A 19,399-nucleotide genomic window follows, 5' to 3' on the forward strand; every position below is an offset into this window, starting at 1 on the left:
CATGGCTACAGGCCACGGCGCGTATGGCGTAGCGACCATTGATCAAATAATGAGCAGGATTCGGTGGTTGCCGGTTAAAGCGGGGCCGGGCATGCTGCCCGCTGATTTTCTATTCCAATGGCTGCCCGGGCGGCCGAAGCAAGGAGAACACGATGTCCAACACCCTGTTTATCACCGGCGCGACCTCCGGTTTTGGTGAAGCCTGTGCCCGTCGTTTTGCCGAGGCCGGCTGGAAACTGGTGCTGACCGGTCGTCGTGAAGAACGCCTCAACGCGCTGTGCGCCGAGCTGTCGAAGCAGACCGAAGTGCATGGCCTGGTGCTGGACGTGCGTGATCGCAAGGCGATGGAGGAGGCGATTTCCAATCTGCCGCCATCGTTCGCCAAGCTGCGCGGCCTGATCAATAACGCCGGGCTCGCGCTGGGTGTGGACCCTGCACCGAAGTGCGACCTCGACGATTGGGACACCATGGTCGACACCAACGTCAAAGGCCTGATGTACAGCACTCGTCTGCTGCTGCCACGCCTGATCGCCCACGGTCGTGGCGCCGGCATCGTCAACCTCGGCTCCATCGCCGGTAACTACCCGTACCCGGGCAGCCACGTTTATGGCGCTACCAAGGCGTTCGTGAAGCAGTTCTCGCTGAACCTGCGGTGCGACCTGCAGGGCACTGGCGTGCGGGTCAGCAACATCGAGCCGGGCCTGTGCGAGAGCGAGTTCTCGCTGGTGCGTTTCGCCGGCGATCAGGCGCGTTACGACGCGACCTACGCCGGTGCCGAGCCGATCCAGCCGCAGGACATCGCCGAGACGATTTTCTGGGTGCTGAATGCGCCGGCGCACATCAACATCAACAGCCTTGAGCTGATGCCGGTGAGCCAGACCTGGGCCGGTTTTGCCATCGAGCGTAACAAGGCTTGATGCGATTTTGCCCTCTTCGCCAGCCGGCTGGCGAAGAGGGCAAATCGGCCAAATTCTGGCAGTAAGGTAGACTCACTCCTCAACAACCCCACCGCACCCAGCGGTTTTCAAGGTTTTCGAGGAGTCAAAGTGAGTAACCGAGGTGAGCAGTCGCTGCTCAAACAATCGACCATCCTGATGTTGGCCGTGTCGATCGCCGGGATCGCCACCGGTTTTGTTTCGGGTTCCCAGTCCATCCTGTTCGATGGCTTTTTTTCGCTGATCGCAACCTTCATCAAAGTCCTGATGCTGATCACCGCGAAGCTGATCGCCAAGCAAAGCAACCAGCGCTTCCAGTTCGGTTTCTGGCATCTGGAGCCGATGGTACTTTTGATCGAGGGCAGTTTCCTGCTGCTGATCGCGATCTACGCGTTTCTCAACGGTGTGTTCGGCATCATCAATGGCGGTCGTGAGATCGAACTGGGGCTGGTGATCATCTACGCGGCGGTGTTCACCGTTGTCGAGTTCGCCTACTTCTTCTACGTCCGCCACCGCAATCGCAAGCTCAAGTCGAGCCTCATCCAGTTCGACAACATCAGCTGGCTGGTGGACGCGATGTTGTCGGTGGGCCTGTTGATCAGTTTCCTCGCGGCGTTGCTGCTCAAGTCCCAGGGTTATGGCGAGTGGGCGAAGTTCGTCGACCCGCTGATTCTCATCGTGCTGGCTCTGACCATGCTGCCGCCGGCGTTCAAGATCCTCGGCCCGGCGCTGCGGGACGTGCTCGGCATTGCGCCGGACACGCTGGACGATCAGGTGCGCCAAGTGATGGACGCCGCGAAGGTCGAGCATGGTTTCGACGATTACGTGTCCTACGTGCAGAAGCACGGGCGGGCGCGGTTCATCGAGATTCATGTGGTGTTGCCGGCGGATTACCGGCTGCAGAGCGTCGGCCAGCTGGATGTGCTGCGTGAGGAGATTTCCGCGAAGCTGGGCAAACCGGACGCGGCGCGTTGGCTGACCATCAGCTTCACTGGCGACCGGAAGTGGATTGCCTGAGGACCAATCGCCAGCAGGCTGGCTCCCACATTGGAATGCAAATCCTGTGGGAGCCAGCCTGCTGGCGATTGCGGAGGGTCAGTTAGCGTAGATATTCAGTCAGACCGGCATAACACGTCGCCAGGTGATACGGCGTGGTCGACGGCATGTCCTTGCGGCTGACCTCACCCTGATCGTCACGGCACTCGTGCCAGCCGCCGACATGCAGGAAACGCTGTTGCAGCGCCTGCAACTGGCGCAGCACCGCGCTTTCACTGCCCGGACGCAAGGTCAGGGCGCGCAGGTATTCGGCCTGGGCCCAGATGCGCTGGGTCGAATCCTTCCCGTGTCCTTGCGGATCGAGCATGGCCAGCACCGCACCGGTGTCGGCCTCGACGCCCTGTTGTTCGGTGAAGGCAAACGCACGATCCAGTGCCGCGTGCAGCTTCGACCCGCGCAACAGCGGCGAGGATTCGAGCAGGAAGTACCATTCAAACTGATGCCCTGGCTCAAACCAGTTATCCACAGCCCCCAGCGGCTTTTCCATCAACACGCCCTGTTGCGGTTCGATGAAGCGCTTGTGCATGGCTGTGCATAACTCGCTCAGCGCCTGCTGGGTCTGGGGATCTTCGCGCACGGCCAACGTGGCCAGGAAGGCTTCGGCCAGGTGCATCAGCGGGTTTTGCAGCGGGCCGGTTTCCAGCGTGATCCAGTCGCGGTCGAGGCAGGCTTCGTAGAGGCCGTCGCCCGTTGCGAATCGTCGGCCGATAACTTCGAGCGCGGCGTTCAGGGTCGATTCCACCAACGGTTCACGGGATTTGTCCCAATAGTGGGCGCAGGCGAACAGGATGAAGGCGTGGGTGTAGAGATCCTTGCGCTGATCCAGCGGTTTGCCCTGCGGATCGATGCTGTAGAACCAGCCGCCGTGCTCGGCATCGTGGAAGTGCCGTTGCAGGGAGCGAAACAGCGCAGCTGCGCGGGCTTCGGCGTTATCCACAACCCCGATCAGGCTGGAAAACAGGTACAGCTGCCGTGCGCAGGCCATGGCCCGGTAGCGCTGCGGTGGCAGCGGCTGATGCGCGGCGTCCAGCGCCTCGTAAGGCAACGCCATGTCAGCGTTCCAGCCCGGTCCTTGCCAGAGGGGCACGATCACGTTCAGAAAGTGCTGTTGCACTTCGCCGAACAGGGCGGTCAGTTCAGGCAGGGAGGTGGAGCGGGAAGCGTGGGGCATGGGCGGACGTCGTCACGGCAGGGGCGATTGCGCGACATGGTAGCAGAGCGGCGGCCTTTAGAGACGCGGTGTCTGTCAGTCCGCCTTCGCGAGCAAGCCCGCTCCCACAATGGTCACGCCGAACACAATACTTGTGAACAACACAGAACAACTGTGGGAGCGGGCTTGCTCGCGAAGAGGCCTGATCAGGCGATAGAGTTCAACCGGCCAGCAACCACGCGCCGGTCACCGCCGAAGCCGCTCCGGCCAGTCGAACCAGCGGCGCGGCCGCCTGAGGCAGAAAACGCACGACGGCATAACCCGCCGCATGCAGCGCAGCCGTTGCAACCACGAAACCGGCGGCATACGCCCAAGGGCTCGACATGTCCGGCAACTCCAAACCATGGGCCACGCCATGGAACAGCGCAAACAGCGCCGTTGCCGCCACCGCCATCACCAGTGGCGGACGCACCGCCAGCGCCACCGCCAGACCCAGCGCCAGCACCGAGGCGGCAATCCCGCTTTCCAGCGCCGGCAACTCCAGCCCTTCAAAACCGAGCAGGCCGCCGATCAGCATGGTGCCGACGAAGGTGCACGGCAGCGCCCAGCGCGCCGCGCCTTGCTGCTGCGCCGCCCACAAACCGACGGCCACCATCGCCAGCAAATGGTCGAGGCCGCCGATCGGGTGGCTGATGCCGGCCACCAGGCCAGAGTCGCCGTGGCCGGGGTGGGCGAAGGCCAAGGCCGGTGTCAGCAGCAGTGCGACGGCGCCGAGAATGCGTTTGAGTGTCATGGATAAGCTTCCTTGTTGATCAGTGAATCAGGCTGCGGTCAGCAGGCCCTGGCGTTCGATGAAGGCAATGATTTCTTCCAGGCCCTGACCGGTTTTCTGGTTGCTGAACACGAACGGCTTGCCGTTGCGCATGCGTTGGGTGTCGCTGTTCATCATCTCCAGCGAGGCGCCGACCAGCGGCGCGAGGTCGATCTTGTTGATCACCAGCAGGTCGGATTTGCAAATGCCGGGCCCGCCCTTGCGCGGCAGCTTGTCGCCGGCCGAAACGTCGATCACGTAGATGGTCAGGTCGGACAGTTCCGGGCTGAAGGTTGCTGACAGGTTGTCGCCGCCGGACTCCACCAGAATCAGATCCAGCCCCGGAAAGCGCCGGTTCAGTTGATCCACGGCTTCGAGGTTGATCGAGGCGTCTTCGCGGATCGCGGTGTGCGGGCAGCCACCGGTTTCCACGCCGATGATGCGTTCCGGTGCCAACGCTTCGTTGCGCACCAGAAAGTCGGCGTCTTCGCGGGTGTAGATGTCGTTGGTCACCACGGCCAGGTTGTAGCGCTCGCGCAGGGCCAGGCACAGGGCCAGGGTCAACGCGGTCTTGCCGGAACCGACCGGGCCGCCGATACCGACGCGCAGGGGTTGTGTGTTCATGTGATTCTCCAGATAAAAGGCCCTAGGAACGGAACAGGCGGCTGTACTGGCGCTCATGGGCCATGCACGCCAGGGACAGACCGAACGCGGCGCTGCCGAGGTGTTCGGGATTGATTCGGGTGGCGTCCTGCTGCGCCTGTTGCAGCAGCGGCAGCAGTTCGCTGGTCAGGCGCTGGGCGGCTTGCTGACCCAGCGGCAGGGTTTTCATCAGCACCGCGAGCTGGTTTTCCAGCCAGCTCCACAGCCACGCGGCGAGGGCGTCCTGCGGGCTGATCTGCCAGGCGCGCGCGGCCAGTGCCCAGCACAGGGCCAAGTGCGGTTCGGCGCAGTGTTCGAGAAAGTCCCGCGCGGGCTGATCGAGTTCGGGCAGGCCGTTGAGCAATTGCTGCAACGAGTAGCCCATCTGCCGGCTCTCCAAATGCAGCTCGCGGGTTTCGCGGCTGGCGCGATGGCTTTCGCAGAGCTTGCGCAATTCATCCCAGTGTTCGTCCGCGGCGGCCTGGCAATGGGCGAGCAGCATGGGCGCCTCGAACCGCGCGAGGTTGAGCAGCAATTGATCGCTGATCCAGCGACGGACGCTGTCCGGGCTGTCGACGCGGCCGTTATCCACAGCCATTTCCAGGCCCTGGGAATAGCTGTAGCCGCCAATCGGCAATTGCGGACTGGCCAGGCGCAGCAGCGCCCAGGCCGGGTTCACAAACGGACGCCGAACTGATGGAGTTTCGGCGCGTAGTTGAAGTCTTCGTCACCGTGCCGCGAATGATGATGGCCGCCACCGTAGGCGCCGTGTTCCGGCTGGAACGGCGCTTCGATCGATTCGACCTGCGCACCCAGTTGTTCAAGCATCGCCTTGAGCACGTAATCGTCGAGCAGGCGCAACCAGCCGTCACCGACTTGCAGCGCCACATGACGATTGCCCAGGTGATAGGCGGCGCGGGTCAGTTCAAAGGCGTTGGCGCAGGTGACGTGCAGCAGTTGTTCGGGGCGGGCGCAGACCCGGACGATCCGGCCATCTTCGGCTTGCAGGCATTCGCCGTCATATAGCGGCGGCTGACCGCGCTCCAGAAACAGTCCGACGTCTTCGCCTTCGGCACTGAAACAGCGCAGGCGGCTTTTGCTCCTGGCTTCGAAGGTCAGGTGCAACTCGGCGGCCCAGACGGGTTGGGGGTCGATTCTGCGATGAATCACCAGCATCGGAAAGCTTCCAGCAGTGGACAATGCTCAGGCTAGAGCAAGGGGCTTGCCAATCGGACGAAGCGTAGGAAAACCCTGTCGGAGACTAGTGGATGTTTCAAGATGTTGCAGGATTGTGGGGTGTTTTGGTGCATGAAGTTTTTTACATGCACCAATTTGCGGCGCAAAAAAAATCGCAGCTCCAGGCTGCGATTTTTTGCTTTCTCACTCGGTACTGCCGAGCCCTTGCCAATGCTTCAACCCGATAAAGATGAAGCGCAACTGCTGGGTGATCTTCGCCTGGGGCGTCAGATGCTCGGGCAGGGCTTCGGCGGGCGGGTCGATGATGTCCGGCAGGGTGGCGAACACCGATTTGACGATCAGGTCGGCCATCACGCTCAGGCCCTCGCGATTGAGGTGCTGCAGCTTGGGCATCAAGGCCAGGTCCGCCGCCAGGTCGGAGCTGATGTCCTCCCGCAAACGGCCAATGGCCTGACGCACCGGCAACGATCCGCCGTACTGCTCGCGGGCCAGAAAGAGAAATTGCGAACGGTTGGCGCTGACCACATCGAGAAAGATTCGCACCGACGCATCGATGATGCCGCCCATGACAAATTCGTTGTGGCGTACCAGGCGGATGGTTTCGCGGAAGGTCTGGCCGACTTCACTGACCAGCACCAGGCCGAGTTCGTCCATGTCGGCGAAATGCCGGTAGAAACCGGTGGGCACGATGCCGGCGGTTTTCGTCACTTCACGCAGGCTCAGGCTGCCGAATCCTCGGCCGCTTTCCATCAGGTGGCGGGCAGCGTCCATCAGGGCGTTGCGGGTCTGTTGTTTCTGTTCGGCGCGGGGCAGCATCGCAAGGGAGTGTTCTTAGGCAAGACAAGCGCCGCACTCTAGCAAATCGGCTTTGTCGGCGTCGAACGGCAGGGGGGGATGAAAGCGGGAAATCGCGACTTCTTTATACAGGCTGCTGAAAAGTCAAAAGCCCAATCCGGGGATTGGGCTTTTTTTCCAGGCCGCCATTGGCTTAGCTCAAAGCGCTGTTGCGTTCGATCACACGGTCACCACCACCTTCGGCCAGCGTTTGACCTTGTGGGGTTTTGTCGTAGCCGTCAGCAGCCAGGGTTTGACCTTGTGGGGTACGGTCGCCGCCGTCAGAAGCCAGAGTCTGGCCTTGTGGGGTACGGTCGCCACCGTCAGAAGCCAGGGTTTGACCTTGTGGAGTGCGATCCGAACCGTCTTGAACCAGACCTTTCTCTTCCAGACGATCACGGCCGCCTTCAGCTACGGTTTGACCTTGTGGGGTTTTGTCATAGCCATCTTGAACCAGACCTTTTTCTTCCAGACGGTTGCGACCGTTTTCAGCCAGGGTCTGGCCTTGTGGAGTGCGGTCCGAGCCATCAGCGGCAACAGTCTGGCTGAACACCGAGTGGCTGGATTTCACTTGCGGGGTAGCCTGTTCGGCAGCTGGCAGGGCGAAAGCGGTGCTGGCCAGCATCGAGAGGGTAAGACTGAACAGAAGTTGGCGTTTCATGATGGGTTGCTCCTTGGGAGGGCGATAAAGTGGGTACGAGGGCAATGCTACTCTCGATAAGTCGATATAAAAGTTCATAAACACAATGGTAATAATCAACAGAATTGATTGTTCGCTTGGGAGGCTCTAGCTCGGGTGTTTCAGGCGGGCGGTTTTGCACTGAGGTGGGTATTTTCCACCCACTCGCGCCCCGCAAATGTGCGGGTCCGGTAACGCCAATTCGACCGATCGGTCAGAATGGCGACCGTTTTTCCCCCTCGAGGGGGCTTCGGATTAAACCTGCGGGCTGTTTGTCAGTCACAGGTTTCATGAGGGCCATCACGGCCCGTCGTTTCAGCTGCGTCGTGCCAATGGATGCAGTCGTCTTCAGGAGCTTTGTGCAATGACGCGCACGCGTAAAATCTTCGCCTGGACCTTCGCTACCCTCGTGCTGCTTCTGGCAGTGCTGGTGTTGATTATCGTGTTCTTCGACTGGAACCGGATCAAACCGCCGCTCAACGCCAAAGTTTCGGAAGAACTGCATCGACCGTTCGCCATCAACGGCAACCTGTCGGTGGTCTGGCGGCGTGAACTCGACGAGGGCGGCTGGCGCGCCTGGGTGCCGTGGCCGCATGTGGTGGCCGAGGACCTGACGCTGGGCAATCCGGACTGGTCGAAACAGCCGCAGATGGTCACCCTCAAACGGGTCGAGCTGCGCATTTCGCCACTGGCTTTGCTGGCGCAGCGGGTGACGATTCCACGGATCGACCTGACCGAACCCAACGCGCAATTGCAGCGCCTGGCCGACGGCCGCGCCAACTGGACCTTCAAGTTCGACCCCAAGGACCCGAATGCCGAGCCGTCGAACTGGGTGGTCGACATCGGCGCCATCGGCTTCGACAAGGGCCACGTCACCCTCGATGACCAGACCCTCAAGACCAACCTCGACCTGCTGATCGACCCGCTGGGCAAGCCGATTCCGTTCAGCGACATCGTCAGCGACAAAGCGGCGAAAACCGCGCAGGACAAGGGCGGTGCACCGCAGGATTACGCCTTCGGCCTGAAAGTCACCGGCCAGTACCACGGCCAGAAACTCGCCGGCCAGGGCAAGATCGGTGGCTTGCTGGCTCTGCAGGACGCGAGCAAACCGTTCCCGTTGCAGGCCCAGGCGAAGATCGGCGATACCAGCGTCGAACTCGCCGGCACCCTGACCGATCCGCTGAATCTCGGTGCCCTCGATCTGCGCCTGAAACTGGCAGGCGCCAGCCTCGGCAATCTGTATCCGCTGACCGGCGTGACCCTGCCGGACACCCCGCCGTACGCCACCGACGGTCATTTGATCGCCAAGCTGCATGAGCCGGGCGGGGCGCAATTTCGCTATGAACAGTTCAACGGCAAGATCGGCAGCAGCGACATTCATGGTGATCTGGCTTACGTCGCCAGCCAGCCACGGCCCAAGCTGAGTGGCGCGCTGCTGTCCAATCAATTGCTGTTCGCCGACCTCGCGCCGCTGATCGGTGCCGACTCCAATGCCAAGCAGAAGGCCCGTGGCGGCGAGAGCAAACAGCCGGCGGACAAGGTGTTGCCGGTGGAAGAATTCAAGACCGAGCGCTGGCGCGACATGGACGCCGACGTCGAATTCACCGGCAAACGCATCGTCCACAGCGAAGAACTGCCGTTCACCGACCTCTATACCCACCTCAAACTCAACGACGGCGAACTGAGTCTGGAGCCACTGCGCTTCGGCGTGGCCGGTGGCAACCTCGACGCGCAGATTCGCCTCAACGGTCGTACCGAGCCACTGGAAGGCCGGGCCAAATTGACCGCGCGCAAGTTTAAGCTCAAACAGCTGTTCCCGACCTTCGAGCCGATGAAGACCAGTTTCGGCGAGCTCAACGGCGATGCTGATATTGCCGGACGCGGCAACTCGGTGGCCAAACTGCTGGGCGGCGCCAACGGTAATCTGAAGATGCTGATCAACGACGGCGCGATCAGTCGCGAGTTGATGGAACTGGCCGGGCTCAACGTCGGCAACTATGTGGTTGGCAAGATCTTTGGCGACAAGGAAGTGAAGATCAACTGCGCGGCGGCGGACTTCGACATCAAGACCGGCCTGGCGAGTACGCGGCTGTTTGTGTTCGATACCGAGAACGCAATCATCTACATCGATGGCACAGCGAACATGGCCACCGAGCAACTGGATCTGACGGTGACGCCGGAGTCCAAGGGCTGGCGTCTGATTTCCCTGCGTTCGCCGCTGTACGTGCGTGGCAAGTTCATCAAGCCGGATGCCGGGGTGAAAGCGGTGCCGCTGATTCTGCGCGGGGCGGGGATGGTGGCGTTGGGCGTGATCGCTGCACCGGCGGCGGGACTGCTGGCGCTGGTGGCGCCGAGTGGTGGCGAGCCGAATCAGTGCGCGCCGTTGCTGGAACAGATGAAGGCGGGCAAGGCGCCGGTGACCGTCAAACCCACCAAGTAATCGCTGCAACCCGATCGTTCCCACGCAGAGCGTGGGAACGATCGGTCAGCGGGGGAGCGGGGATTAGAGGTCTTTCAGGATATCGGCCATGTCATCCGCATGCTCTTCTTCCTGAGCCAGGATGTCTTCGAAGATCCGCCGCGTGGTCGGATCCTTTTCACCGATGTACTGGATGATCTCGCGGTAGCTGTCGATGGCGATCCGTTCGGCCACCAGGTCTTCGTAAACCATTTCCTTCAAGGTGTTGCCGGCCACGTATTGCGCGTGGGACATCTTCGACAGCAGGTCAGGGTTGAATTCGGGCTCGCCGCCCAATTGCACGATGCGCTCGGCCAGACGGTCGGCGTGTTCGGCTTCCTGAGTGGCGTGCTCGAGGAACTCGTCGGCGGCGACGTTGGCTTTCAGGCCGTTGGCCATGAAGTAGTGGCGCTTGTAGCGCAAGACGCAGACCAGTTCGGTGGCCAGCGATTCGTTGAGCAGGCGCAGCACTTCTTCACGGTTAGCGCTGTAGCTTTCGGTCACCGCGCCGTTTTCCACGTGCTGGCGTGCGCGCTCGCGCAGGGTTTGAACATCAGACAAATGCAGGTCACTCATTTCAGTCTCCTGGAGGCTAATCCGATTGGCGTCACGTTCTGCTGACGTGATCGTTACCAGGTTGTGAGTGATGAACGCTGCAAAAAGTTTTGTCGGATTCAGCGCGGCACATGCCCGGAAAGCTGCGCCTCTTCGCGCAGCCAGGCAAAAAACGCTTTCACCGGTGGATGCCGCTCGCGGCCCGGTACGCAAAGCGCGCTGTAACCGGCGCCGTCGACCTGCACCTCGCCCTTGTACGGCACCAGCAAACCACTGGCGACACTCTCCGACACCAGAATATTGCTCGCCAGCACCAGCCCCTGTCCGGCGATGGCGGCTTGCAGGGCGTAATGCTCTTCGTCGTATTCGCGGACGGCTGGATGCTGATTCAGCCAGTTCTCGCCTGACTGCGCGCACCATGCCTCCCAGCCGTGGGCGTAGAGCTTTGAGTTGTGCCAGCGCACGCTGATCAGCGCCGGGGTGCGGCGGGCGGCCAGCGCCACTTGTTCCGGCGAGCCGTACACGCCGAACGATTCATCGAACAGGCACAACCCGTAGAGGTTCGGGTAATCGTCGAGGCTGTAGCGCAACACCAGATCGACGCTGGCGTCCTGATGCAGGTCGATCACTTCGCAATGGGTGTCCAGCCGCACATTGATGTTCGGGTGTTTAGCGTAAAACCGTCCCAGACGTGGCACCAGCCACAACGCAGCGAACGCGGCGGTGGTCGACAGCGTCAGGCTGCTGCCACTGCGTTGCGGGCGCAGGGTATCAACGCTTTGCGCCACTTCCAGAAATGCCCCATGCAGGCTGCGAAACAGCCGCTCGCCGCCCTCGGTCAGGCGCACCTGACGCGGCAGGCGTTCGAACAGCGCCACGCCGAGCCAGTCCTCCAGCGAGCGGATCTGATGGGAAATCGCCGTCGGCGTCACCGCCAGTTCTTCGGCGGCCGCCTTGAAGCTCAACAGGCGCGAGGCTGATTCGAACGCGCGCAGGGCGGTCAGGGGCAAGGCAGCAAACATGAAAACTCCACGGATGAAATCAATTCATCCCGAATGATTTTTGCTCATTTGAGGCGACGACTGAATGGCAGCAATCTGGCGCCACACAGTCACTCAAGTCTAGTCCCAAGGAGATTCAGATGAGCAAGATTCTTGCGATCCATGCCAGCCCACGCGGTGAACGCTCCCATTCGCGTCGTCTGGCGGAAAGTTTTCTCAGCGCCTGGCAAGTCCGTCATCCACAGGCGCAGGTCACTCGCCGCGAGGTTGGGCGTGCGTTGATTCCGGCGGTGAATGAAGCGTTTGTCGCAGCGGCGTTTTACCCGGAACCCGAGGCTCGGCCGCTGACGATGCAGGCCGATCTGGCGCTCAGCGATCAGATGGTGGGCGAGTTGTTCGATCACGACCTGCTGCTGATTTCCACGCCGATGTACAACTTCAACGTGCCCAGCGGCCTGAAGGCCTGGGTCGATCAGATCGTGCGGTTGGGTCTGACGTTCGACCATACGCTGGACAATGGCATCGCCCAATACACGCCGCTGCTGCACGGCAAAAAGGCGCTGATCGTCACCAGTCGCGGCGGTTTCGGTTTCGGCCCGGGCGGTGAGCTGGAGGCGCTTAACCACGCCGATCCTTGGTTGCGCACCGCGCTTGGCTTCATCGGCATCAACGACGTCACGGTGGTCGCGGCCGAGGGCGAGGAGTCCGCCGAGCGCACCTTCGCGGTGTCGGTGGCCGAGGCCGAGCAGCGCTTGCTCGACCTGGCCCGGGCGTTCTAGGTGGCCTGGCTGTTTCTGCTGATCGCGGCCGGGTTCGAGGTCACCTTCGCCATGGGCATGAAGTACGCCGAGGGTTTCACCCGGCTGTGGCCGTCGCTGATCACCGTGGTTGCGGCGGTGGGCGGGATCTATTTCCTGACCTTGGCGATGCGCGAGTTGCCGGTGAGCATCGCTTATCCGATCTGGACCGCCATCGGCTCGCTCGGCACGGTGTTTCTCGGTTTCGCGCTGCTGGGCGAGAGCCTGACGCTGGTGAAGTTGTTGTCGGTGGGGCTGATTGTGGCGGGGGTGGTGGGGCTGAAGTAGGCTGGTCGTGGAGTTGTCATCATCGAGGAGGATGCTTGGCGGGCGTTTTGCAGGCCCTGCATCCACTCACCGACCACAAGGATGTTTGCCCATGTCGCAAGATTCGGCCACACGTTATCCACTGGTGCTGGTGCCGGGAATGCTCGGTTTCATCCGTCTGGTGCTGTACCCGTACTGGTACGGGATCATCAAAGCGTTGCGCCGGGGCGGTGCGACGGTGATTGCGGTGCAGGTGTCGCCGCTCAATTCCACCGAAGTGCGTGGCGAGCAGTTGCTGGCGCTGATCGATGAAATCCTGCGCGAGACCGGTGCGGCCAAGGTCAATCTGTTTGGCCATAGCCAGGGTTCGCTGACGGCGCGTTACGCGGCGGCCAAGCGACCGGATCTGGTGGCTTCAGTCACATCGGTGGCCGGGCCCAATCACGGTTCGGAACTGGCCGACTATCTGGCGAAACACTATCCGGCGGACAGCGCCAAGGGCCGCATTCTGGAAGCGCTGTTACGCTTTGTCGGCTGGCTGATGGCGCTGCTGGAAACCGGTTATCACGGGCCGAAACTGCCGGTGGATATCCACGCCTCGCACCATTCCCTGACCACTGAAGGCGTGGCGCTGTTCAACCAGCGTTATCCACAGGGCCTGCCAGAAACCTGGGGCGGGCAGGGGCCGGAAGAGGTCAACGGCGTGCGTTATTACTCGTGGTCCGGCACCTTGCAACCGGGCAAGACCGATCGCGGTGGCAACCTGTTTGACGGCACCAACCGCAGTTGCCGGTTGTTCGCCAAAACCTTCGTGCGCGAGCCGGGGCAGTGCGATGGCATGGTCGGACGCTACAGCTCGCACCTGGGCACGGTCATCGGCGATGACTACCCGATGGATCACTTCGACATCGTCAACCAGTCGCTGGGACTGGTCGGCAAAGGCGCGGACCCGGTGCGGCTGTTCGTCGAGCATGCCGCGCGGTTGAAAGCCGCCGGGGTCTAGCAGTCAGACCGCGTCATCGTTCTTCGCGAGCAAGCCCGCTCCCACAGGGGAACGCATTCCAAATGTGGGAGCGGGCTTGCTCGCGAAGAGGCCAGATCAGGCGACGCTGAGTTTGCGGCCGAGCACCGTCGTCCAGCGCTCGGAAAGAATCACCCCGCCCAGCGTCAGCAAGCCACCGACCAGGTGATACATCGCCAGTTGTTCCTTCAACACCACCGCTGCAATCAGCGCCGTGATCAACGGCAGCAGGTTGAAGAACAGCGTGGTCCGGCTCGGGCCCAGGCGCTGTACGGCCTGCATCCAGGCCAGCGGCGCGAGCATCGAGGCCAGCAGGCACGCGTACAGCACCAGCGGAATGTTCTGCAGGGTCAGGCCGGTTTTCGGCGACATGACGTACAGCGGAAACAGCACCACTACCGCCACCAGCACCTGCAAATACAGCAACACCAGCGGCGGCAGGCGCAGTTGCCATTTTTTCAGCAGGGTGCTGTAGATCGCGTAGGCGAGGGTGGCGACCAGCATCATCGCGTCACCCAGGTTCACCCCGTGTTGCAGCAGTGCGCCGAGGCTGCCGGACGACACCACCACCAGCACACCGGCGAATGACAGCACCGCACCGACCAGCGCACCGGCGGTCAGGCGCTGGCCGAGGCTGATGATCGCCATGGCCAGCGACATCAACGGCATCAGCGACAGGATGATGCCCATGTTGGTGGCGCTGGTCATGGTCGCGGCGAAGTACGCCAGGCTCTGATAGACCGCCATGCCCAGCACGCCAAGGATGAAAATCTTGCCCAGGTTCGGGCGGATCTGCGGCCAGTGCGCGATTACCTTCCTGAGCATGAACGGTGTGAACAGCAGGCCGGCGAGCAGCCAGCGGTAGAAGCCGATCTCGGCGGGGAAGATCGCGCCAACGGCCAGCTTGTTGATCACGGTGTTGCCGGCCCAGATGAAAATCGCCAGCAGGGGAAACGCGTATTGCATGGGAGGAGAAACCAGTACGTTGATGAACGGTGATTATCCCCTGTCTGGATGCAGGCCTATACTGCGAACCGGACAACCCGCCCCTGATTCCGGACAGCATGAACAGTAAACATATCGATCTGCTGGACTTCAGCGAACTGCCGTCGGCGGTGTATTTCCGCTATGCCGACTTCAACGCCCATGAATACGCCGCACCGCACCGCCATCCGTGGGGCACGCTGGAATACGCGGCCCACGGCGTGTTGCACATGGATGTCGACGGCAGCCGTTTCATGTCGCCGCCGCAGTACGCGGTGTGGGTGCCGCCGCAGGTGGAGCACAGTTTCTACAGCCATCAACCGGTCAACTATCGGGCGGTGTGCCTGGCGCCGGATGTCTGTTCCGATTTGCCGGCGCAGGCCTGCACCCTGGCGATCAGCGACATTCTCAAGGCGATTCTCAAGGACTTCGCCGCTCGTGATGTGAAGATCCCCGCGTTCGAAGCCGACCAGCGTCTGGCCCAGGTGCTGGTGGATCAATTGCGCCAGGCGCCGGTTCACCAATGCTATCTGCCCTACGCCAGCAGCCCCGGATTGCTGACCATCCTCGAAACCCTGCAGGCCGAGCCCGGCAACAACCAGCCGCTGGCGCATTGGGCGGCGCAGGTGCATGTCAGCGAGCGCACCCTGGCCCGGCAATTCGTGCGGGAGTTGGGGATGAGTTTTGGCGAGTGGCGCCAGCGGCTGCGTTATCTCGCGGCCATCGAGGCGCTGGAGTCGGCGCGCAGCGTGCAGGAAATCGCTTTCGACCTCGGTTACAGCAGCGGTTCGGCCTTCATCGCCATGTTTGCCCGGCAGGCCGGATGTACCCCCGAGCAATACCGGCGCAGCCACCTTGATGGCAGGAAGGTGTAACAAGCTTTGACTACACTCAGCCGGAGGCCGCCTCCATCGAGGCGGCGCCAAGGAGAAAACTCCATGAAGATGCTGCGTGTCCCTTTGTTGATGATCGGTCTGCTGCTGTGCTCCCAGGGTTTCGCCGCCACGGCGCAACAGAACAAGATGACCACCTGCAATGCCGACGCCACGGCCAAGAGCCTCAAGGGCGACGAGCGCAAAGCCTTCATGAGCACCTGCCTCAAGGCAGCTCCGGCGGCCAACGACGCCAAGGCCCTGACCCCGCAGCAGGAAAAGATGAAAACCTGTAATGCCGATGCCAAGACCAAGGCGCTGACCGGTGATGCGCGCAAGACGTTCATGAGTGATTGCCTGAAGAAAAAATAAGATCGACAGATCGCAGCGAGCGGCAGGGCATCCGCTCGCTTCGGCGCCGGATCGCTGGCAGACTGCCAATCCTTTTACGCCGTTCGTTTTGAGGCTGTATGCCAACGTTTTCTGAGCGTCATGTAGTGTTCTGGGTCAGTTGCATCATCATTTTCGGCGGTCTGTTGCTGGTGTTGCCATTGCGTTTGCTGCCCAGTCTGCTGGCCGGCTTGCTGGTGTTCGAACTGGTCAACATGCTCACCCCGCAACTGCAACGTCTGATCGAAGGCCGGCGCGCGCGCTGGCTGGCGGTGGCGCTGCTCGGCACGCTGGTGGTGAGTGTGCTGGCGCTGATCTTTGCCGGGGCCATCAGTTTCCTGCTGCACGAGGCGGAAAACCCCGGGGCTTCCCTCGATAAATTCATGGGCGTGGTCGACCGCGCGCGCGGGCAACTGCCGCCGTTTCTCGACAGCTACCTGCCGGCCAGTGCCGCCGAGTTCCGTGTGGCCATCGGTGAATGGGCGAGCAAACACCTGTCCGACCTGCAACTGGTGGGCAAGGACGCGGCGCACATGTTCGTGACGCTGCTGATCGGCATGGTGCTGGGCGCGATCATCGCCTTGCAGCGCGTGCCGGACGTCACCAAGCGCAAGCCGTTGGCGGCCGCACTGTTCGACCGTCTACACCTGCTGGTTCAGGCGTTTCGCAACATCGTGTTCGCGCAGATCAAGATTTCCCTGCTCAACACCTTCTTCACCGGGATTTTCCTGGCGGTGATCCTGCCGATGTTCGGGATCAAGCTGCCGCTGACCAAGACCCTGATCGTGCTGACCTTCCTGCTCGGTCTGCTGCCGGTGATCGGCAACCTGATGTCGAACACGCTGATTACCATCGTCGGTCTGTCGCTGTCGATCTGGGTGGCGATTGCGGCGCTGGGTTATCTGATCTTTATCCACAAGCTGGAATACTTTCTCAACGCGCGCATCGTCGGCGGGCAGATCAGTGCCAAGTCCTGGGAGTTGCTGCTGGCAATGCTGGTGTTCGAGGCCGCGTTCGGCCTGCCGGGGGTGGTGGCGGGGCCGATCTATTACGCGTATTTGAAGAGTGAGTTGAAGCTGGGCGGGATGGTTTGATCCAGGCTTGATCGTTCCCACGCTCTGCGTGGGAATGCCTCAATGGACGCTCTGCGTCCGCTTTGGGACGCAGAGCGTCCCGGGCTGCATTCCCACGCAGAGCGTGGGAACGATCTTCGTGCGGTGTCAGTTCACCGAGCCATAGCGTTTCATGGCCTCGATCGCCAGACCGCTACCGATACTGCCAAAGATATTCCCTTCAACATGCCGCGCGTTCGGCAGCATCGCCGAGACGCTGTTGCGCAGTGCCGGAATACCGCTCGAGCCACCGGTGAAGAACACCGTATCAACCTGACCCACCGCCACATTGGCGTCCGCCAGCAACTGGGTGACGCTGCCGCGCACGCGCTCGAGTTGCGACTCGATGGCCGATTCGAACAACGCCCGGGTCAGTTCCACGCTCAGGCCCGACTCGATGCGGTCCAGCGGCACATGACGGCTGTCGTTGTGGGTCAGCTGGATCTTGGTTTCTTCCACTTCCATCGCCAACCAGTGCCCGGCGCGCTGTTCGATCAGCTTGAACAGACGGTCGATGCCGCCGGTGTCCTCGATGTCGTAGCGCATGCTGCCCAGAGCCAGGGTCGATTTCTGCGAGTACACCGAGTTGATGGTGTGCCAGGTCGCCAGGTTCATGTGGTGGCTGGTCGGCATGAATGCACCGCTCTTCATGCGGCTGCCGTAGCCGAACAGTGGCATCAGGCCTTGCAGGCTCAGCTGTTTGTCGAAGTCGGTCCCGCCGATGTGCACGCCGCCGGTGGCGAGAATGTCATCGTGACGGTTATCCACACCGCGACGCTCGGGCGACAGGCGCACCAGCGAGAAGTCCGACGTACCACCGCCGATGTCGACGATCAGTACCAGCTCTTCCTTTTCGATGGTCGACTCGTAGTCGAAGGCCGCGGCAATCGGCTCGTACTGGAACGAAACGTCCTTGAAGCCGAGCTTGCGCGCCACTTCCACCAGGGTGTCTTCGGCTTCCTGGTCGGCCAGCGGATCGTCGTCGACGAAGAACACCGGACGGCCCAGCACCACCTGCTCGAACTCACGACCGGCGGCCGCTTCGGCGCGGCTCTTGAGCTGGCCGATGAACAGCCCGAGCAAGTCCTTGAACGGCATCGCGGTGCCGAGGACGCTGGTGTCGTGTTTGATCAGCTTGGAACCGAGCAGGCTCTTGAGCGAGCGCATCAGCCGGCCTTCGTAGCCTTCCAGGTACTCGTGCAGCGCCAGACGGCCGTAAACCGGGCGGCGCTCCTCGATGTTGAAGAAGACCACCGACGGCAGGGTGATCTTGTCGTCTTCCAGCGCGATCATCGTTTCCACGCCGGGGCGCAGCCAGCCGACGGTGGAGTTGGACGTGCCGAAGTCGATGCCGCAGGCACGGGCTGGAGAGGCGTCTTTCATGGTCTTTCGGTTCCGGTCAAAAAAACGGCCGCGCAGTGTATGTCAGTGCGCGACAGATTCGAAGGCCGGTCATCTGCTATTTCACGTCTAAGCTTGCTTGAAACTCGCCGCTTTGCCCCAAACTTGCTGGCATGGGCCGGCAGACATACCGGCGGTCGCAAGAACCGCCGTCCACTGCCGATAAACTTCTGCTGCGCCACCCGGTCACAACCTTGAGATCGGTCAACCAGCCTTGCGCGAATCGGCGCATGCTGGCATCGGCGCGAAATCGATAACGGATGGTGATTCCTTCGATGGACTTCAAAGACTATTACAAGATACTCGGCGTGGAGCCGACGGCTGACGACAAGGCAATCAAGGCTGCCTATCGCAAGCTGGCGCGCAAATACCACCCCGATGTCAGCAAGGAAAAGGACGCCGAGGCCAAGTTCAAGGACGCCTCGGAAGCCTATGAAGCGCTGAAAAGTGCCGACAAACGCGCTGAATACGATGACCTGCGCCGTTACGGCCAGCACGGTCAGCCGTTCCAGGGCCCGCCGGGCTGGCAGAGCCGTGGCGGCTTTGGCAACAGTGGCGGTCAGGACACCGGTGACTTCTCGGACTTCTTCAGTTCGATCTTCGGCAATCGCGGCCCCGGTTTCGGTGGCGGCGCTGGCCGGCAATCCCGCAGCGCCGGACGGCGAGGGCAAGACGTGGAACTGGAACTGCCGATCTTTCTGGAAGAGACGCTTTCGAACGAGTCGAAAAAGATCAGCTTCCAGGTGCCGCAATACAACGGTTCCGGCCAGCACGTCAGCAACACCAGCAAGAGCCTGAACGTGAAGATCCCGGCGGGCGTGACCGACGGCGAGCGTATTCGCCTCAAGGGCCAGGGTGCACCGGGCATCGGTGGCGGCGCCAATGGCGATCTGTACCTGACCATCCGTTTCGCGCCGCACCCGAAATTCGACGTCGAAGGCGAAAACCTGATCATTACCTTGCCGCTTGCTCCCTGGGAGCTGGCGCTGGGCGCCGAAGTGGCCGTGCCGACCCTGACCGGCAAGATCAACCTCAAGGTCCCGGCCGGCAGCCAGAACGGTCAGCGCATGCGTGCCAAGGGCCACGGCCTGCAGAATAAGGCCGGCGAGCGCGGTTATCTGTTCGTCCAGCTGAAGGCCGTGATGCCGAAAGCCAACGGCGATGACGTCAAGGCGCTGTGGCAGGAGCTGGCGAAGAAGGCCGCCTTCAATCCGCGAGAGAACTTCTGATACTGACG

Annotated in this window: 20 protein-coding genes and 1 pseudogene; 10 read left to right on the plus strand and 11 right to left on the minus strand. The window is 61.9% G+C overall.

Annotation, left to right across the window (positions count from 1 at the left end; genetic code table 11):
• Positions 1 to 152: 152 nt before the first annotated feature.
• A complete protein-coding gene (locus ABTV87_RS02850; RefSeq protein WP_433898952.1) occupies positions 153 to 917 on the plus strand; it encodes an SDR family oxidoreductase in 765 nt (254 codons plus the stop codon).
• Between the two features lie 129 nt (positions 918 to 1,046).
• Complete coding sequence (locus ABTV87_RS02855) at positions 1,047 to 1,952, plus strand: cation diffusion facilitator family transporter (protein WP_375745154.1); 906 nt, start codon at positions 1,047 to 1,049, stop codon at positions 1,950 to 1,952.
• A gap of 82 nt (positions 1,953 to 2,034) precedes the next feature.
• Here the strand turns inward: ABTV87_RS02855 and ABTV87_RS02860 are convergent, their stop codons facing one another.
• The 7 genes from ABTV87_RS02860 to ABTV87_RS02890 all read right to left on the minus strand — a co-directional run bounded on the left by ABTV87_RS02860 (position 2,035) and on the right by ABTV87_RS02890 (position 7,286).
• Positions 2,035 to 3,162 carry an AGE family epimerase/isomerase gene (locus ABTV87_RS02860; RefSeq protein WP_433898953.1) on the minus strand — a complete coding sequence of 376 codons (1,128 nt, stop codon included), beginning with the start codon at positions 3,160 to 3,162 and terminating at the stop codon, positions 2,035 to 2,037.
• Positions 3,163 to 3,361: 199 nt separating this feature from the next.
• A complete protein-coding gene (locus tag ABTV87_RS02865) occupies positions 3,362 to 3,934 on the minus strand; it encodes a HupE/UreJ family protein (protein ID WP_064379124.1) in 573 nt (190 codons plus the stop codon).
• A gap of 27 nt (positions 3,935 to 3,961) precedes the next feature.
• Positions 3,962 to 4,576 (minus strand): urease accessory protein UreG, encoded by a 615-nt coding sequence (gene ureG / locus ABTV87_RS02870; RefSeq protein WP_008001031.1) that lies wholly within the window; start codon positions 4,574 to 4,576, stop codon positions 3,962 to 3,964.
• 22 nt (positions 4,577 to 4,598) lie between these two features.
• Positions 4,599 to 5,273, minus strand: coding sequence for an urease accessory protein UreF (locus ABTV87_RS02875; RefSeq protein ID WP_221534724.1), 675 nt, complete (start codon positions 5,271 to 5,273; stop codon positions 4,599 to 4,601).
• Positions 5,270 to 5,770 (minus strand): urease accessory protein UreE, encoded by a 501-nt coding sequence (ureE, locus tag ABTV87_RS02880; protein ID WP_011332214.1) that lies wholly within the window; start codon positions 5,768 to 5,770, stop codon positions 5,270 to 5,272. The genes ABTV87_RS02875 and ureE overlap by 4 nt, the downstream gene beginning before the upstream one ends.
• Before the next feature lie 204 nt (positions 5,771 to 5,974).
• Positions 5,975 to 6,607 carry a TetR family transcriptional regulator gene (locus ABTV87_RS02885; protein ID WP_007950628.1) on the minus strand — a complete coding sequence of 211 codons (633 nt, stop codon included), beginning with the start codon at positions 6,605 to 6,607 and terminating at the stop codon, positions 5,975 to 5,977.
• A gap of 172 nt (positions 6,608 to 6,779) precedes the next feature.
• On the minus strand, positions 6,780 to 7,286 hold the full coding sequence (locus ABTV87_RS02890; RefSeq protein WP_127796770.1) for a hypothetical protein: 507 nt from the start codon (positions 7,284 to 7,286) through the stop codon (positions 6,780 to 6,782).
• A gap of 382 nt (positions 7,287 to 7,668) precedes the next feature.
• On the opposite strand from ABTV87_RS02890, the gene ABTV87_RS02895 reads away from it, so the two are divergent.
• Positions 7,669 to 9,744 (plus strand): AsmA family protein, encoded by a 2,076-nt coding sequence (locus tag ABTV87_RS02895; protein ID WP_433898954.1) that lies wholly within the window; start codon positions 7,669 to 7,671, stop codon positions 9,742 to 9,744.
• A gap of 63 nt (positions 9,745 to 9,807) precedes the next feature.
• Here the strand turns inward: ABTV87_RS02895 and ABTV87_RS02900 are convergent, their stop codons facing one another.
• Positions 9,808 to 10,338, minus strand: coding sequence for a ferritin-like domain-containing protein (locus ABTV87_RS02900; RefSeq protein WP_064379129.1), 531 nt, complete (start codon positions 10,336 to 10,338; stop codon positions 9,808 to 9,810).
• A gap of 31 nt (positions 10,339 to 10,369) precedes the next feature.
• Positions 10,370 to 11,339 (minus strand): annotated as a pseudogene (locus ABTV87_RS02905) (LysR substrate-binding domain-containing protein).
• Between the two features lie 119 nt (positions 11,340 to 11,458).
• Between ABTV87_RS02905 and ABTV87_RS02910 the strand changes: the two are divergent.
• From ABTV87_RS02910 to ABTV87_RS02920, 3 genes are all read left to right on the plus strand, one after another.
• Positions 11,459 to 12,097 (plus strand): FMN-dependent NADH-azoreductase, encoded by a 639-nt coding sequence (locus tag ABTV87_RS02910; RefSeq protein WP_433898955.1) that lies wholly within the window; start codon positions 11,459 to 11,461, stop codon positions 12,095 to 12,097.
• Positions 12,098 to 12,403: a DMT family transporter gene (locus tag ABTV87_RS02915; RefSeq protein ID WP_007950617.1), complete on the plus strand. Its 306-nt coding sequence runs from the start codon at positions 12,098 to 12,100 to the stop codon at positions 12,401 to 12,403.
• Positions 12,404 to 12,494: 91 nt separating this feature from the next.
• Positions 12,495 to 13,385, plus strand: a complete 891-nt coding sequence (locus ABTV87_RS02920; protein ID WP_433898956.1) for an alpha/beta fold hydrolase — start codon at positions 12,495 to 12,497, stop codon at positions 13,383 to 13,385.
• Positions 13,386 to 13,481: 96 nt separating this feature from the next.
• Here the strand turns inward: ABTV87_RS02920 and ABTV87_RS02925 are convergent, their stop codons facing one another.
• A complete protein-coding gene (locus tag ABTV87_RS02925; protein WP_085609214.1) occupies positions 13,482 to 14,369 on the minus strand; it encodes a DMT family transporter in 888 nt (295 codons plus the stop codon).
• 98 nt (positions 14,370 to 14,467) lie between these two features.
• On the opposite strand from ABTV87_RS02925, the gene ABTV87_RS02930 reads away from it, so the two are divergent.
• The 3 genes from ABTV87_RS02930 (at position 14,468) to ABTV87_RS02940 (ending at position 16,743) form a co-directional block, all read left to right on the plus strand.
• Positions 14,468 to 15,262: an AraC family transcriptional regulator gene (locus ABTV87_RS02930; protein WP_375745170.1), complete on the plus strand. Its 795-nt coding sequence runs from the start codon at positions 14,468 to 14,470 to the stop codon at positions 15,260 to 15,262.
• A gap of 63 nt (positions 15,263 to 15,325) precedes the next feature.
• On the plus strand, positions 15,326 to 15,631 hold the full coding sequence (locus tag ABTV87_RS02935) for a PsiF family protein (RefSeq protein WP_064379136.1): 306 nt from the start codon (positions 15,326 to 15,328) through the stop codon (positions 15,629 to 15,631).
• A gap of 98 nt (positions 15,632 to 15,729) precedes the next feature.
• Positions 15,730 to 16,743: an AI-2E family transporter gene (locus ABTV87_RS02940; protein WP_007950612.1), complete on the plus strand. Its 1,014-nt coding sequence runs from the start codon at positions 15,730 to 15,732 to the stop codon at positions 16,741 to 16,743.
• Between the two features lie 126 nt (positions 16,744 to 16,869).
• On the opposite strand, the gene ABTV87_RS02945 is transcribed toward ABTV87_RS02940, so the two are convergent.
• On the minus strand, positions 16,870 to 18,144 hold the full coding sequence (locus ABTV87_RS02945) for an Hsp70 family protein (RefSeq protein ID WP_127796776.1): 1,275 nt from the start codon (positions 18,142 to 18,144) through the stop codon (positions 16,870 to 16,872).
• Positions 18,145 to 18,437: 293 nt separating this feature from the next.
• Here ABTV87_RS02945 and ABTV87_RS02950 point away from each other — a divergent pair, with 293 nt between their 5' ends.
• The gene (locus ABTV87_RS02950; RefSeq protein WP_433898957.1) at positions 18,438 to 19,391 is read left to right on the plus strand and encodes a DnaJ C-terminal domain-containing protein; all 954 of its coding nucleotides are present in this window, start codon (positions 18,438 to 18,440) and stop codon (positions 19,389 to 19,391) included.
• Positions 19,392 to 19,399: the final 8 nt, after the last annotated feature.

Source organism: Pseudomonas sp. PSE1(2024) (genome assembly GCF_050990555.1).
GTDB classification, from domain to species: domain Bacteria; phylum Pseudomonadota; class Gammaproteobacteria; order Pseudomonadales; family Pseudomonadaceae; genus Aquipseudomonas; species Aquipseudomonas aphyarum.